At 36.7% G+C, this 14483-nt stretch carries 15 protein-coding genes; 5 read left to right on the forward strand and 10 right to left on the reverse strand.

Translation table 11 applies throughout. From position 1 onward, the window contains the following. Window positions 1–10 precede the first annotated feature (10 nt). Window positions 11–415: a transposase family protein gene (locus V5M36_RS16140; RefSeq protein WP_445206335.1), complete on the forward strand. Its 405-nt coding sequence runs from the start codon at window positions 11–13 to the stop codon at window positions 413–415. Window positions 416–641: 226 nt separating this feature from the next. Here the strand turns inward: V5M36_RS16140 and V5M36_RS14185 are convergent, their stop codons facing one another. Beyond that, window positions 642–1391 carry a hypothetical protein gene (locus V5M36_RS14185; RefSeq protein WP_338560155.1) on the reverse strand — a complete coding sequence of 250 codons (750 nt, stop codon included), beginning with the start codon at window positions 1389–1391 and terminating at the stop codon, window positions 642–644. Between the two features lie 486 nt (window positions 1392–1877). On the opposite strand from V5M36_RS14185, the gene V5M36_RS14190 reads away from it, so the two are divergent. From V5M36_RS14190 to V5M36_RS14200, 3 genes are all read left to right on the forward strand, one after another. Next, window positions 1878–2579, forward strand: a complete 702-nt coding sequence (locus tag V5M36_RS14190; RefSeq protein ID WP_338560158.1) for a DsbA family oxidoreductase — start codon at window positions 1878–1880, stop codon at window positions 2577–2579. A gap of 381 nt (window positions 2580–2960) precedes the next feature. Next, window positions 2961–3194: a DUF456 domain-containing protein gene (locus tag V5M36_RS14195; protein WP_338560160.1), complete on the forward strand. Its 234-nt coding sequence runs from the start codon at window positions 2961–2963 to the stop codon at window positions 3192–3194. Between the two features lie 834 nt (window positions 3195–4028). Then, window positions 4029–5258, forward strand: coding sequence for a hypothetical protein (locus V5M36_RS14200; RefSeq protein ID WP_445206282.1), 1230 nt, complete (start codon window positions 4029–4031; stop codon window positions 5256–5258). Window positions 5259–5341: 83 nt separating this feature from the next. Here the strand turns inward: V5M36_RS14200 and V5M36_RS14205 are convergent, their stop codons facing one another. The 7 genes from V5M36_RS14205 to V5M36_RS14235 form a co-directional block, all read right to left on the reverse strand. After that, window positions 5342–5635, reverse strand: a complete 294-nt coding sequence (locus V5M36_RS14205) for a hypothetical protein (protein WP_338560162.1) — start codon at window positions 5633–5635, stop codon at window positions 5342–5344. A 173-nt stretch (window positions 5636–5808) separates the two neighbouring features. Continuing rightward, entirely contained in the window at window positions 5809–7737 is a 1929-nt protein-coding gene (gene htpG, locus V5M36_RS14210; protein ID WP_338560164.1) for a molecular chaperone HtpG, read from the reverse strand. A gap of 200 nt (window positions 7738–7937) precedes the next feature. Beyond that, the gene (locus tag V5M36_RS14215; protein ID WP_338560165.1) at window positions 7938–8279 is read right to left on the reverse strand and encodes a lysozyme inhibitor LprI family protein; all 342 of its coding nucleotides are present in this window, start codon (window positions 8277–8279) and stop codon (window positions 7938–7940) included. A gap of 158 nt (window positions 8280–8437) precedes the next feature. Next, window positions 8438–9061 carry an OmpW/AlkL family protein gene (locus V5M36_RS14220; protein WP_338560167.1) on the reverse strand — a complete coding sequence of 208 codons (624 nt, stop codon included), beginning with the start codon at window positions 9059–9061 and terminating at the stop codon, window positions 8438–8440. Window positions 9062–9448: 387 nt separating this feature from the next. Beyond that, window positions 9449–10048 (reverse strand): OmpW/AlkL family protein, encoded by a 600-nt coding sequence (locus tag V5M36_RS14225; protein WP_445206283.1) that lies wholly within the window; start codon window positions 10046–10048, stop codon window positions 9449–9451. Window positions 10049–10353: 305 nt separating this feature from the next. Next, the gene (locus tag V5M36_RS14230; protein ID WP_338560172.1) at window positions 10354–11724 is read right to left on the reverse strand and encodes a Na+/H+ antiporter family protein; all 1371 of its coding nucleotides are present in this window, start codon (window positions 11722–11724) and stop codon (window positions 10354–10356) included. Between the two features lie 123 nt (window positions 11725–11847). Then, window positions 11848–12720, reverse strand: coding sequence for an alpha/beta fold hydrolase (locus V5M36_RS14235; protein ID WP_338560175.1), 873 nt, complete (start codon window positions 12718–12720; stop codon window positions 11848–11850). 124 nt (window positions 12721–12844) lie between these two features. Between V5M36_RS14235 and V5M36_RS14240 the strand changes: the two genes are divergently transcribed. Then, window positions 12845–13333: a DUF4442 domain-containing protein gene (locus V5M36_RS14240; RefSeq protein ID WP_338560177.1), complete on the forward strand. Its 489-nt coding sequence runs from the start codon at window positions 12845–12847 to the stop codon at window positions 13331–13333. A 77-nt stretch (window positions 13334–13410) separates the two neighbouring features. Here the strand turns inward: V5M36_RS14240 and V5M36_RS14245 are convergent, their stop codons facing one another. Then, complete coding sequence (locus V5M36_RS14245; RefSeq protein ID WP_338560179.1) at window positions 13411–13770, reverse strand: DNA transfer protein p32; 360 nt, start codon at window positions 13768–13770, stop codon at window positions 13411–13413. A gap of 155 nt (window positions 13771–13925) precedes the next feature. Continuing rightward, on the reverse strand, window positions 13926–14468 hold the full coding sequence (locus V5M36_RS14250) for a hypothetical protein (RefSeq protein WP_338560181.1): 543 nt from the start codon (window positions 14466–14468) through the stop codon (window positions 13926–13928). Window positions 14469–14483: the final 15 nt, after the last annotated feature.

Genomic DNA, 14483 nt, shown 5'->3' on the forward strand with positions numbered 1-14483 from the left:
TAAGAAAAAGATGCATACGTTTAAAGTACAAGCGATTATTCATGCTAAAACACGAGAAATACTCAGTTTATGTATGTGTAAAGGTGCGGTGCATGATTTTGAGTTATTCAAAAGAAACTTAAATTTAATTCCTAAGAATTCATTTCTATTAGCGGATAAAGGCTATCAGGGTATTCATAATATTTACGCAAACAGTTTGCTTCCGTTGAAAGCAAAAAAAGGCTGTACATTAGATCCTGAACTTAAAAAGTACAATCGAGAAATCAATAAAAGAAGAATCCTTGTTGAACATGTTTTTGGTGCGCTGAAGCATTTTAAAATACTTGCTGAACGTTACCGAAATAGAGGAAAAAGACTCGGCTTAAGATTCAATTTAATTGCTGGAATTTATAACATGGAATTGAGTAAAAAATGACTTATGAAAGAGGTCTATTCATATTATTTTTAAAGATTTAACGAAATGTGTCATTTTAAGCTTGAATTGTTATCTTTTACTGCATCTGCACGTTCGCCTCTCGAATCGCTCAGCAATCCTCGACTCAAGCGACAAAGAATGATTAGAGAAAAATATCCAATAAAGCGCACATTGAGCCAAGAAAACGAGTTGAAATGATCCGTTTTCTCAGCAAGGTTTCGCAAAATTATTTATCTTCTCCACTCAGAACCTGTGCATTCTGTTTTCTCATTTCGTCGGTATTTGACTGTAATTTTAGAATGTCCTTATAGAGTGAATTAAACTGTTTCACTTGTTCATCTTTCAAAAATAAAAAGGTCTTCCCTTTTCTTTTCCATTCATGCGATTTGAGTAAGGCAAACATAGATTGTGCTTTTTGATAGATCTCTTGTTCTATCTTTAACAGATCATTTTCATCTTCCTGTTCACGACTATGAATCAGTTTTTCCTTCATTGACTGGCGCAGTGTTTTATTAATATTTAAAGCATCCACTTTGGTGACAGCGGCCGTATAGGTCTGCTGTTGTTTTTCTTGGTATTCGGTCATGGCCTTTTGGACATCTATCAGCATTTTTTCAGTTTGTTGATAGCTATTTTTTTTATCTTCATCAAATCGTTCAGCACTTAAGAAATGATTCCATTGGGCTTGATCCAATTGACGTAAGTAATAATTTCGCGCTTCAATATTTTCCACCCAATAGTTCAAGATGAATTCTGACATGATTTTATAATCACCTTGCAGACGAGAGTCCGGCACCTCAAAATCTAAAGGTTCTTTCCAATCTCGGGCTTGCACATATAATTTTTCTATTTTTTCCGACATGACAATGTCAAACATTTGTCGGTTCGTTTCCGTTTGTTGTTTATTTTTTTGATAGAGAAAGTAGCCACCCAATGACAGCATTATCATCACAATCAGAATTAAGATACGGCGCATACACAGCTCCAAATTCAAAAAAACGTCGAATTATACCCACGTCATACTTTTGAGTTTATTGTTTAAATGTTTTTATCGAGCAATATTTAAACAATATATAGCATATACATTTGAGATATCTAAATTTTCATCTCTTTAAACGTATAACTTGAATTTCGCAGCAGGCTTTAAAACGCTCAACACAGCAGTTTTAAGGTGGATACGAAATGTCACCTCTAGTCGTCGCTTCAAACCGTTGTATACATAAATCGATCCTTTTCAAATTTAGATTCTTTCCCCTCTCTTTCTAATATCTTACTCATATTTCGCTCGTATCTTTATTTCTAGCCACTTCTTTGCTCGTTATTTTAAATATCAGAATTAAGCTTTTATTTGACTAAATTTGCTCAGTTTCAGATCTAAAACAAAGTGTTTTATGTTTAGCGCTTTAATTTTTGAACATTCACCCGCACTATATGTGTGATTAAAGTCTTATAGAGAATGAACATGCGTGTTGATATTTGGTCTGATGTGGTTTGCCCATTTTGCTATATTGGCAAAAAACGTTTAGAGAAAGCAGCAATCCAAGCTGGTATTGAACTTGAAGTGCATTGGCATAGTTATCAGTTAGATCCTAATGCTCCTCAACGTCAAGAAGTGTCGAATACTGAACGTCTTGCTGCAAAATATAACCGCACTGTGACTGAAGTCGAAGAGATGCAACGTAATATTGCTCAAATGGCAAAAGACGAAGGTATCGAATTTAATTGGGAACAAGCCAATTCAGGTAATACTTTTAATGCTCATCGTATAATCCATTTGGCACAAAGTCAGGGTTTGGGTTCGGAAGCAAAAGAAGCATTTTTCTTTAGCTACATGACTCAGGGTTTAGCTATTGGCGAACGTGAAACGCTGGAAGATGTTGCAGCGCGTATTGGGCTGAATCCAGTTGAAGTAGATAATGTTCTAGACTCTGAAGAATATTCAGAATTTGTTAAATTTGATGAAGAAGTCGCACGTGATCAACTCAAAGTCACTGGTGTACCGTTCTTTGTATTTGATCAACGCGTCGCTTTGGCGGGTGCTCAACCTGTGAATATTTTCAAAGAAGTGCTCGAAAAAGCATTGGAAAATAAACCAGATGTCGATCCAGCTGAGCAAGAGCAAACAGCTACAACCGATGAATCTAGCGAAGCGCCTGAAAAATAATGTAATAGCTCCGTCTATAAAACATTAAAAGTGTAAGTCAAAAAATCCTCTCATGAGGATTTTTTGATCACGCTTAAAAGATGAAGTTTGTTTAATACTTAATTTTAATCACTTAAATACAATCAGATAGCCCATAAAAATAATGAGAGGTTGCGCTGAAAATATTTCAGTCGAAATAGAGTGAACTCATTCCAGCCTTGCATAATTTACATCCACACCACAACAACAAACAAACTGTTGCACCATTGAGGACGAATCTTTGTTTTCATATTCCTTTGACTGATCAGATCTAAGCTCAGATGTAAGTTCAGATCTAAGATTGTATGCAAGTTGCATTTAAATCACTTTAGCTTAAATCAATTTAACGTAGAGGGAATTCAAATGACTCATTCATCTCATCCAACGCATCTTCATGATGAAACTCAAACGGGTTCATCAAATTCTAATCAAAAACATGATCAATTAAAATCACGCTTTTCACCAACAGTAAAAGGTGCATTGATTGGCGCAGTTGCTGGTAGCGTACTTCCTGTATTTGGCACCATCAGTGGTGCTGTGATTGGGGGTATTTCAGGTAAAATTTATGAAAAAAGATGTGCGCGTGCAGCGACATAAATTTAGTTAATCCTATTCATAAATTCAGTTAAATCCAGTTAAAGAGATCACTTGAATTCGATAATAGATTAAATTTAAATCTTAGGCTTTTCACTTCACTGGATATGAATAAGGAGAAACAATATTCATCTGATGAAACTTCTCTTCAGATTAAGCTTCTCTCCTGCTTAATGCGTTCATCAGAGTGAATAGTTTAATTTATTAAGATTAAAACAGAACCTTATGACTCAATCCTTTGGCTCAGCTTGTTTTCAAGCTGAGCCAACGTTGTTTTAAGCTTTAATTTTCTGTTTATTTTTAGGTGTTTGGAGTTTGATGCGTTCTATATATTTTAATTCTCTTTTTTTTATTCCTCTTTTTATTGATCCCCTATCTACTCTGAATTTACTTCGATCACTCGATCATTTAAATCTCCGCTTAAATATTGTTTTTTTTATAAAGCCTCCTTTTTCTTTTTTAAATATTCCTTCTCTTTAATAAATTAAAAAGAAGATTGAACGACAATAAATCGATATGCAAAAATTCCTTCATCCTCTAAGATAAGGCGAGCATCAAAGAATACTCATTTTAACTTTGCTATATAAAAAATGACGGCTGTAATACGTCTAATTTCATGAATTAAATAGATTCTATAAAAATTATTCCGTTATTTTTCTCGTTCTCAAAGATGTGTCTTAGATCACTAAATACATATTTTTCATTTCATTTTGATTTCATTTTTGATAAAAGTAATCAAGTTAGCTTGATGCCAACTTTTTAATTTAAAAAAACAATATTTCAATATGACTCGGTATGAGTAATTTTGGAGCTTATTTAGGAATAAATAGAAGTCACATGAATAAATTTAAAATAAAACCTGCACCATATGCATTCTCTATTTTTTTTATATGTGGTTTTTATACGGCGACAGTGTCCGCTGCTGACACTCAAAATCACGATGCAATTAATGCTGATTCAATCCATCGTAACAATACGATAGACATCAGCGCTTTAAATTCGTCAAATAGCGTCATCACTGAACAAAATTTACAAGATCAAATCTATCTTAAACAGAATATAGATGCTCCAGCCAATGGTTTGGGCTGGCTCAATTATGTCCCTCGTATGATCGACTCTACGCCCACCTTTTTTCGACAAGAGTCTAACGATAAAACTCTTCCGCCTACGGCTGAAACTGAAAACATCTCTTGGGCTGATCGTAAACAAAAATCGATCCGTGATTGGGCTGATCGTACAGCTCAACGTATGGATGGCTGGTTTGGTACAGCAGATCCAGAAAAACCTGCAAACGCGACGCTGAGAGTGATTTTAGATAATGATTGGAATCGTCATGACGGATATGAGCTGAAACCACGTATTCGAGGCAAAATTAATTTACCGACGCTTGAAAATAAGTTAAGTGTGGTCTTTGGTGATGATTCTCTAGACAATGAAATTGACAATAACATTGCGATTATTAATGAAAATCCAGCTGGCGATCCCAATAAGCAAATTGACAGTAAGCGTATTCGAGATGACAACAGTTCTATCGCCTTACGCTGGTCGCAATTGTCTAAAAAATTACCCTTCGACTTAGATGCTGACTTAGGTATTCGTTCAGGCGATGATGTGTATGCACGTTTAAAAGCAAAAAAAGATTGGGACTTAGGCAATGATTTTTCTGTACACGCAGAACAAATTTACCGCTACGGCATAGACAGTGAAAACTATTTACGTACTAACTTAGAACTGACTCACGCTCGACCAAATCAAGCCTTTATCTCGAATCAACTGTTTTTAACTTATGCAGATGAACAAGAAGATGATTTAAATTGGGATAACCGTACCTACCGTCAGCATCAATTTTTTCACGGCAATCGTTTCAACTACGGTATGTATGTCGGCGGTTTTTATAATAATAAGGACGACTTAAGTATGAACAGTTGGGGGCCTTTTGTCTCTTGGCGCCAGCCTGTTTTACGTGAATGGTTCTTTGTTCAAGGTGATCTTAACTATTTTAATGACGATCGTGAAGATAGAAATCACTATGCCCGTGCACTCGTCCGTTTAGAAGCTATTTTTTAACATTTAAACGATAATCTAAGAATAAAAAAAGCCCATCTACTGATGGGCTTAAATCATTCAACATACGCATAATTAAGACATCGTTAAGAGACAGCAACAACTTTAGATAAAACAACACGATCATTGCGCACGATACGTTCTTTCTTTACGGCTTGCTTCTCGTCTTGCTTTTGAACTTTAGACGATGAATGGCTCACACGGTCGTTACGCACTGCACGCTTGTTGTCTACAAAAGGATTAATGTCATATTGAGGGATGCCCTTACTGACAGAAACACGATCATTACGCGTTACTTTTTGAGTATCTGCAGCAAATGCAGAAGGAATAACACTTACGATCATCACAGAACTCAATGCAACAGATAACAATGTTTTCATTCATAAACTCTCAAAACCTGATGATTGGTATTATAGATTGTTTTTAACAAAACGATATGTTTTTTAGATTAAAACATGGACGTAATTATTTATCATAAACATCGGGAAATTGAATTAAATATGATCAATTAAAAAAACCTCCCGAAGGAGGTTTTTTCTGAACTGTTCTAATCTTATTTTAATAACAAACTATTGATACGTTTTAGGTATTTAGCAGGGTCGCTCGGTAATCCACCTTCAGCAATTACGGCTTGATCAAAAATCACATTGGCCAAATCATCAAATTGTGCAGAACCATCCAGTTTTTTCACCAAAGGATGTTCCGGATTAATTTCTAAAATTGGTTTGCTTTCAGGCACATCTTGACCTGCTTGTTTTAACATACGAATCAATTGTGGTGATAACGCACCTTCACTGGTCACAAGACATGCAGGTGAATCCACTAAGCGAGTTGTTACACGTACTTCAGAGGTTTTGTCTTTAAGAGCATCGCTTAACTGATCCACCACAGGCTTAAACTGTTCTGCAGCAGCTTCTAACGCCTTCTTCTCTTCAGCGTCTTGTAAATCACCTAAATCAACTGCGCCCTTAGAGACATTTTGCAGCGGTGTACCATCAAACTCATGAACAAACTCCATTGCCCATTCATCAACACGATCGGTCATGAGCAATACTTGAATGCCTTTTTTCTTAAACAATTCAAGCTGTGGAGAGTTTTTTGCAGCAGCAAGACTATCTGCAGTAACGTAGTAAATCGCCTTCTGCCCTTCTTTCATCGCCTCTTTATACGCAGCGAAAGTCGTACTCACCTCATCACTGGTTGAAGTCGCAAAACGTAATAGTTTTAAAATACGGTCGCGGTTGCCCATGTCTTCGCCCAAACCTTCTTTGATCACAGAACCAAATTCTGTATAGAAAGTTTTGAACTTCTCTTGATCTGCGGCATCTTCAGACTTCGCCAATGCATCCAAAGTGGTCAAGACACGACGCGCATTACCTTCACGAATGGTTTTCACATCACGACTTTCTTGTAAAAGTTCACGACTGACATTCAGTGGTAAATCTGCACTGTCGACGACACCTTGTACAAAACGTAAGTAGTTTGGAATCAGATTATCTGCATCATCCATAATAAACACACGTTTTACATACAGCTTAATGCCTGCTTTTGCTTCACGAGTGAAAATATTATGTGGCGCCTTACTTGGAATATAAAGTAATTGCGTATATTCAGTACTGCCTTCCACACGGTTATGAGCCCAAGCCAGTGGTGCTTCATAGTCATGACTTAAATTTTTATAGAACTCAACATACTGCTCTTCTGTGATTTCAGACTTAGATCGAGTCCACAGCGCACTTGCTGAGTTAATGGCTTCCCATTCATCCGTTTTAACGTATTGACCTGGTTTAGTTTCTTCACCTTCGACCGCTTCTTCTTGCTGCCAAATTTCTTTTTGCATCTCAATTGGCAAACTGATGTGGTCTGAATATTTATTGATAATTTGTTTTACTTTGTGTGATTCTAAATACTCAAGTGCATCATCACGCAAATGCAAAATAATGTCTGTTCCACGTGAAGCTTTTTCAATTTGAGCGACTTCAAAGTCACCAGTACCTGAACTGATCCAACGAACACCCTCAGTAGCTTCAGTGCCTGCACGACGTGACTCAACCGTAATTTTTTCAGCAACGATAAAACCTGAATAGAAACCTACACCAAATTGACCAATCAATTGCGCATCTGATTTTTGATCACCAGAGAGTTTTGACATAAAGTCTTTGGTCCCCGATTTAGCAATCGTACCCAAGTTATCAATCGCTTCTTGCTCGCTTAAACCAATACCGTTGTCTGAAATTGTGATGGTTTTATGGTCTTTATCCAAAGTGACACGAACATGAAGTTCTGGGTCATTTTCGTAATATTCTGGATGATTAATCCCTTCAAAGCGCAATTTATCGCATGCGTCAGAGGCATTGGAAATTAACTCACGTAGGAAAATTTCAGGATTTGAATACAGTGAATGCGTCACCAAATGTAAAAGTTGAGCTACTTCAGCCTGAAAACTATGTTTTTGTGAAGGCTGTTTGTTTTGGTCACTCATAAATCACTCCTTAAATTTAACGACAATCTAATCATTAAGACATTTTGTTGAAAATCTTGAGTCAAATCTTTCCATATCTCAATTCACTATCCTTTGATTTTGAATAATAAAAAGCTTCAGAAATATGACGCAAGAAATTTATTGATTGCCTTAGAAATGGAGTGATTAAAAAAAATTTCAATAGTGAAATTAAAAAAAAATTAAAATGGACCTTGGTGATAGATTCGATTCATATAAATTTCTAATTTTTGCTGACGCATTTTATAAACATCAATCAGACAATTCACATTATCCTGACACTGATTACGGAGTTGCAGCCATTTGACTTGTTGATCTTGAATCTCACCGCGTGTGCCCATAGGGACCAATTTACGAACGATATTATAGGTGGTCGCCATTTTTACATCTTGATCATTTAAAATACGATGCTCACAAATCGCGTGTTCTGTGATTGTATTCGATTTATCGCAGTTGAAGCTTGCAGCTTGACTCAGTGGAACGCCCCCACATATTACAAGGATGATTAAAATCAATGATTTCATATCAAAACACAACCTACATTATTTAGAGTAGATTAGATTGAATATGAAATCACTGACAGACAGATTCAGCACTCTTTTGGTTGTTTTTTGTTTCTTTATCAGCGTGTTTAATGTTGAAAAGAATGAATATTCATTTGTTTTCCGAGTACAAGATGCTCTTAAAACCTCACACTATAGCCCAGCGTATACACCAAAGGATTCACTTTCAAAGTCCCGATCTCTTTACCATCTAAGGTTACATCACTTTCGACTTGTGCATATCGAACATCCGCAAATACTCCCCAATTGGTCGCATCGGCCGGTTGAAAATTAAAACCCAATTGTCCTGCTGTACCATAAGTCACATCTGCTTCCAACTTTGAGTTACTGCCCCTTAGTTTTTCATCCCAAGGGACTGCAACGGTTAAACCAAGCCCAATATACGGTGTAAAGCGAGTGCTATTTTTAAGATGGTATTTCGCTGTAATGGTCGGTGGTAAATGTTTAAATTCAGCAGCTTCAACACCATCCAGTTGAATATCGTGTTTAAAAGGAGCAACAGCGAGCAAGAGCTCAGCCGAAAATGGCGAATCACCAAAAAAATACTCGACTGAAGGCGTTAAATTAAACTCATAACTCACATCTGCTTTCGCCCCTGCAAGTACACCATTATTACTGTTGGGAGCGAGTAAGCTCGTGCCTAGTTTTAACTGCCAATTTCCTGCTTGCGCAGTAGAGATTATTCCTAAACCTAACGCGAATATCACGACTATTTTTTTATAGCTTATTTTTTGATACGACATGTTTTACCTCAATCATTTTTATCATTATCAGATGAATTATTTCTTTAAATCATGCCTATACCATCGCATTGACTTAAGAAATTTGTATTGAATCAATCTAAACGGACAGATAAAAATGTGAAAATAATCATTTAACATTTGTATATCGAAATTTAATTATTAAAATTTAAGTGATAACTAAAAATAAATTACAGCTAAATCAAGCTTGAGTCATTGATGTATTTATATATCGCAAAACTCGGCCGATTGACCGAGTTTTGCTTAAAACTTAAAACTTAAAACTTAAAACTTAAAACTTAAAACTTAAAACTTAAAACTTAAAACTTAAAACTTAAAACTTAAAACTTAAAACTTAAAACTTAAAACTTAAAACTTAAAACTTAAAACTTAAAACTTAAAACTGTAGCCCAATGTATAAATAACAGGATCAATCTTTAAATTAAATTTAGCATGATCAAAATCTTGCGTGAGGGTAACTTCTGGATTTAATTTGGCATAACGTACATCAGCAAATACGCCCCAATTTTTTGCATCAGCAGGTTGGAAATTAAAACCAACTTGACCTGCAAAGCCGTAATCCTCTTTTACTTTCTGTGCTACGCCAGTCTCATCCCATGCGATAAAAGCAGTCGCACCGACACCGATATAAGGCGTAAAACGCGTTGAATTTTTAAAATTATATTTTGCCGTTAATGTCGGTGGTAGATGTTTGATATTCGCTACTTTATTTCCATCCAGTAACACATCGTGGCTTACTGGCGTCGCCAAAAGTAGCTCCGCAGAAATATAGTCATTAAAGAAATATTCAACAGAAGGTGTAAATGCTAATTCACTATCTGCTTTCACATTTCCCAGGGCTGTTTGTGTATCATTGCTTGGCGCAATTGCAGATCCGCCCATTTTTATTTGCCACTGACCAGCCATAGCACTGCTTGAAAAAGCGATCAAAGAAATAAGCGTAATTTTTTTAAATTGAGTTAAAAACATAGAATAATATTCAAGTAAATTTATATTAAGATTTATCATAAACTCGTATTCTTAAATTATGCAATAGCATTAAATATATCATTTATTTTTTATTTTCAAACTATTGTTTTATATATCTATTTAATTAAACCAAGCATTAAAGTTGGTTTTAAACCCAAGTAAAATACTCAAGAATAAATAACCATATTAATTGAATAATACAGAATAAAACCAAGTAATTTAATCTGATTTATAATCATTTAAAAAACAAAAAAGGCGATTATAAAATCGCCTTTTTATCTTTTATATTGGTATTAAAATATGCTTTAAAGCACCATTGCTGCGATCCAACCGAACACCAGCAAAGGAATATTGTAATGAATAAATGTCGGAATCACACTGTCTCTTATATGATCATGCTGGCCGTCCATATTCAAACCAGATGTCGGACCCAAAGTCGAATCTGAAGCAGGTGAACCTGCATCACCTAAGGCAGCAGCAGTACCAATAATCGCAATAGTCGCTGCGGGACTAAAACCAAATTGAATACATAAAGGGACATAAATAATGGCCAAAATCGGTACAGTGGAGAACGAAGACCCTATACCTAAAGTGATGAGTAAACCAATCAACAACATGAGAATAGCAGCTAAAGCTTGGCTATTTCCAATCCAATTTGCAGAAGCCTCTACCAATGCAGGAACTTGATTGGTCGCTTCAATCACTGATGCAAAGCCTTGCGCTGAGATCATAATAAAGCCAACCAAAGCCATCATGCGCATACCGCTGATAATCACGTCATCAGCTTCTTTCCATTTAAAAATACCTGCGCAACTAAGGATTGCAACCCCGACCAATCCAGCCAAAATCATTGAATTTGAATAGAGCTGAACGCATAGTGTCGCGATCACCGCAAAACCTGCCATCCATAACGTAAAGGTAGAGATTTGAGGCGGTGTATTCTGTTCTAGATTGACCATTTCACCTGAAATATTTTGAACTTTTTCATCGAAATGTGTATTTACATAATCACGGGGTTTGCGATAGGTAAAAAAGATAGCAATCAATAAACCAAGGAACATCCCAGATACAGGAATGGCCATTGCAGCAGGGATTTGAGCATAACTAATTTCAAAACCATAAGGCTGACCAAAAGTATTGATGTTTTGACCCAAAATATCGTTCAGGAAAATAGCACCAAAACCGACAGGCACCATCATGTACGTCGCGCACAAACCAAAGGTAAGTAGACACGCCACTAAACGACGATCCAATCTTAAATGATTAAATACACTCAATAAGGGTGGAATTAACACAGGAATAAAGGCGATGTGCACTGGAATTACGTTTTGTGAAGCAATCGCAGCTAAAGCGATCGTCGCAAACATTACGTATTTCACTCTAAATTGTGCTTTTTGGTCAGCCCCGCCTTTTAAATTTTTAATTAATTTATAAGCCAGTAAATCGGGTAAACCTGATCGAGCTAAAGCCAGTGCGAATGCACCAAGCACACCGTAAGCCAATGCGATTTTCGCACCGCCACCCAAGCCTTTATCAAATGCTTCTAATGTACCTTGCAAGCCAAGTCCAGCAAGCAAACCACCTGTTAATGCGCCAATAATTAAGGCAAATACAACAGGAACACGGGCTAAGGATAGTCCGAACATGACTACGATAGCAGCTATAATTGCGATCATATGAAAAGTGGTTTTAAAAAAAATGCAGTTTAACAGAGATTAATCTTTTACATGAGTTCAACTGTCTAATTATTTTTTTCAAAACCTTTACTGCTTTATATGCTTATAACGCTCGTATTTCTATTATTTAGAATGTTTAAGCGCATAAGATTTGACGTATTCAGCGATTTCCTCAGAACGACTTAATACCGCCCAGTGATTCGCATCGACATCTACACGCTCGAAGCTCTCAGCCCATTTCGGTATTTCGTCAATGAGTTCAGGGCTTACAAAATTATCTCGCTTAAGTACCACTGCTTGTACAGGACAAATCGCATGACGCTGACGTGGTCGTGTAAGACGTGGAATAAAATTAGCGCGATATAAACCAATACCGTATTCGCCATCTTTCGAAATATTTTCGTTCAGTGGCAAATCCTTGGACTTTTCGAGTTGGTTTAACACCATTCCCCAACGTTCTGCATTAAAGAAATGCCAAATGGTCGGTGCTAAAATCGGGAGTTGAAAAGCAACGATGTACCACGATTTAAAAAGTTGTTTAAAGAATTTTGATTTTTCATGTTTAAGCTGGTTGCGCATCCAAAATGCAGCATGGTCCAAACAGGGTCCAGAAATCGTTGTATACGATAAAATACGATTTTCAAATTTAGGCTCGGTCACCGACTCCCAACTTTGAATAGAACCCCAATCATGCGCTGCAAGATGGAAGGGACGACTTGGCAAAAGTTGATTCACCACACTTTCCAAATCTAAAGATAACTGAGGCAAGGCATAAGCTTTGATTTTCTTTGGAATACTCGACTGCCCTGCACCACGTACATCATAAGTAATAACGTAAAAATCTTGAATCAGATATTCAAGCATAGGTTCCCACACCTCTTGATTATCTGGATAGCCATGGACTAAAACTAAGGCAGGATTTTGATGATCACCCCAGGTCTTTGCATACAGTTTTTGTTGATCTTGAGTATTAATCCAATGTGATTCAAATTGCATGATTTTCCCACCTTATCACTTTAGCGATTGACCGCTTTATTCGCTTTATAAAATTTATGATCAATGTATGGATGTTTTATGTACTTTAGTATGCAATGTCATAGGATAAAAAAAATTGACCTAAATGAGCATTTTAAAGAAGTTAGTGACAATCCCATTTATTTCTAAATATATGATCAATAGCTTTGCACCTTTTGTTGGTGCAGGTATTTCATTGGATAAAATTGATCTTAAAAATCATCATATTCGCGTTAAGATGCCGCTCACTCGCAAGAACAAAAATATTGTAGGTGTTCACTTTGGTGGCAGTTTATATGCAATGGTTGATCCATTTTATATGACTTTATTAATGTACCACTTAGGTTCATCCTACATCGTTTGGGATAAAGCTGCCTCTATTGAGTTTTTAACACCTGGTCGTGGCACCGTATATGCTGACATTCGAATTGATCAATCAGAAATACAAACCATCCAGTCTCTGGCAGATAATTTTGCCCCTGTGTACCGTAATTATGTTGTCAATATTGTGGACGAGTCTGGCCTAAGAATCGCAGAAGTTCATAAAACGGTTTATATTCGCCGTAAGAAACCCCATGCGACACGCGTAAAATAAGCGCTCGTAAGCGCTTATTTTGTTTTCAATTTATAAAATAATTTATAAAACTATGAAAGAGGTTCATGTGTCTCTGTTTAGCGTTTGTTTTGCTCAATCGCTGCACCAGCACCGCCACCAAGTGCACCGCCAATAGCAGCACCTGAGTTACCACCAAAGATACTTTTACCGACAGCAGAACCAATGGCACCACCGACACCACTATAGGTTGCATTACGATCTGAACCATTTTGCGTTTTACTGCCGACCGCTGCACCACCACCACCACCGAGTGTTGCGCCTAATCCACCACCGACATTATTCCCTACGCCACCACCAACAGCTCCACCAACTGCAGCTGCACCAATGCGTTGTTGATTCGGTGTCATACTTTCACAACCTGCCAAAAGCATTGTAGATATTGTCGCCATCGCCATGACCGCTGTTAACTTTTTCATGAGCTTATCCTTGTATATCTATACTATTGCTTCAGGATAACGCGAATTTCAATATTGAAATTGAATTTAGTGTTACAGCTGAAGGCACATATGATTCATTTTGTAAAATGAATGACGCAAATGAAAACTGATCAATTTTAATTTTATTGACTCGTTTACTCAGTCTCTTCAAACACGACAATATCACGTGTCTTGACGCCATTTTCACTCATCACTGCATGACTCACTTTCTCTTTCATGACATCATTTTTTTGTAGTTCCAATTGTAAGTCACGACGGATCGGCTTTTCACCTTTTTTAAACTCAACACCTGAAGCATCAATAGTGGTGATTTCAGAAATTTTTTCACCACCTTGTTTTAGCGTACTATTGAGCTCAATTTTTGAAGTCGGTACGATTAATCCGCCTTTTTTAATCACCGGATTCGACATTTCTTTTTCTGAAAATGTTGATTCTCCATTTTCCAGAATCACATTGCGTACCACGATATCTTGGCCCTTATTGGATACTTCAAAAATTGTTGCTTCTACAGTTCTAACAGGTGCCTGTCCTTTTACCGTACGAATAATTTGAGTTTTCACTATCGGAACAATGCCCTTGTCTTCAACTAAAATTGAATTTGGCATGGGCTTCGCTAAAGCAAAAGATGACAGGCTTGCACAGATCGTTAATGCCAAAATATTTTGTGTAATTTTCATTCTATCCCCTTGAAT

The sequence above is a fragment of the Acinetobacter sp. KS-LM10 genome (assembly GCF_036896575.1).
Lineage (GTDB): Bacteria > Pseudomonadota > Gammaproteobacteria > Pseudomonadales > Moraxellaceae > Acinetobacter > Acinetobacter avistercoris.

Bases quoted from the DNA above. Each gene is read 5' to 3' on its own strand.
- V5M36_RS14195 (WP_338560160.1), top strand. From the start codon at position 2,961: ATGACTCATTCATCTCATCCAACGCATCTTCATGATGAAACTCAAACG.
- V5M36_RS14220 (WP_338560167.1), bottom strand. From the start codon at position 9,061: ATGTCGTATCAAAAAATAAGCTATAAAAAAATAGTCGTGATATTCGCG.
- V5M36_RS16140 (WP_445206335.1), top strand. From the start codon at position 11: ATGCATACGTTTAAAGTACAAGCGATTATTCATGCTAAAACACGAGAA.
- V5M36_RS14235 (WP_338560175.1), bottom strand. From the start codon at position 12,720: ATGCAATTTGAATCACATTGGATTAATACTCAAGATCAACAAAAACTG.
- V5M36_RS14225 (WP_445206283.1), bottom strand. From the start codon at position 10,048: ATGTTTTTAACTCAATTTAAAAAAATTACGCTTATTTCTTTGATCGCT.
- V5M36_RS14215 (WP_338560165.1), bottom strand. From the start codon at position 8,279: ATGAAATCATTGATTTTAATCATCCTTGTAATATGTGGGGGCGTTCCA.
- V5M36_RS14200 (WP_445206282.1), top strand. From the start codon at position 4,029: ATGAATAAATTTAAAATAAAACCTGCACCATATGCATTCTCTATTTTT.
- V5M36_RS14250 (WP_338560181.1), bottom strand. From the start codon at position 14,468: ATGAAAATTACACAAAATATTTTGGCATTAACGATCTGTGCAAGCCTG.
- V5M36_RS14240 (WP_338560177.1), top strand. From the start codon at position 12,845: ATGAGCATTTTAAAGAAGTTAGTGACAATCCCATTTATTTCTAAATAT.
- V5M36_RS14245 (WP_338560179.1), bottom strand. From the start codon at position 13,770: ATGAAAAAGTTAACAGCGGTCATGGCGATGGCGACAATATCTACAATG.
- V5M36_RS14190 (WP_338560158.1), top strand. From the start codon at position 1,878: ATGCGTGTTGATATTTGGTCTGATGTGGTTTGCCCATTTTGCTATATT.
- V5M36_RS14185 (WP_338560155.1), bottom strand. From the start codon at position 1,391: ATGCGCCGTATCTTAATTCTGATTGTGATGATAATGCTGTCATTGGGT.
- htpG (WP_338560164.1), bottom strand. From the start codon at position 7,737: ATGAGTGACCAAAACAAACAGCCTTCACAAAAACATAGTTTTCAGGCT.
- V5M36_RS14205 (WP_338560162.1), bottom strand. From the start codon at position 5,635: ATGAAAACATTGTTATCTGTTGCATTGAGTTCTGTGATGATCGTAAGT.
- V5M36_RS14230 (WP_338560172.1), bottom strand. From the start codon at position 11,724: ATGATCGCAATTATAGCTGCTATCGTAGTCATGTTCGGACTATCCTTA.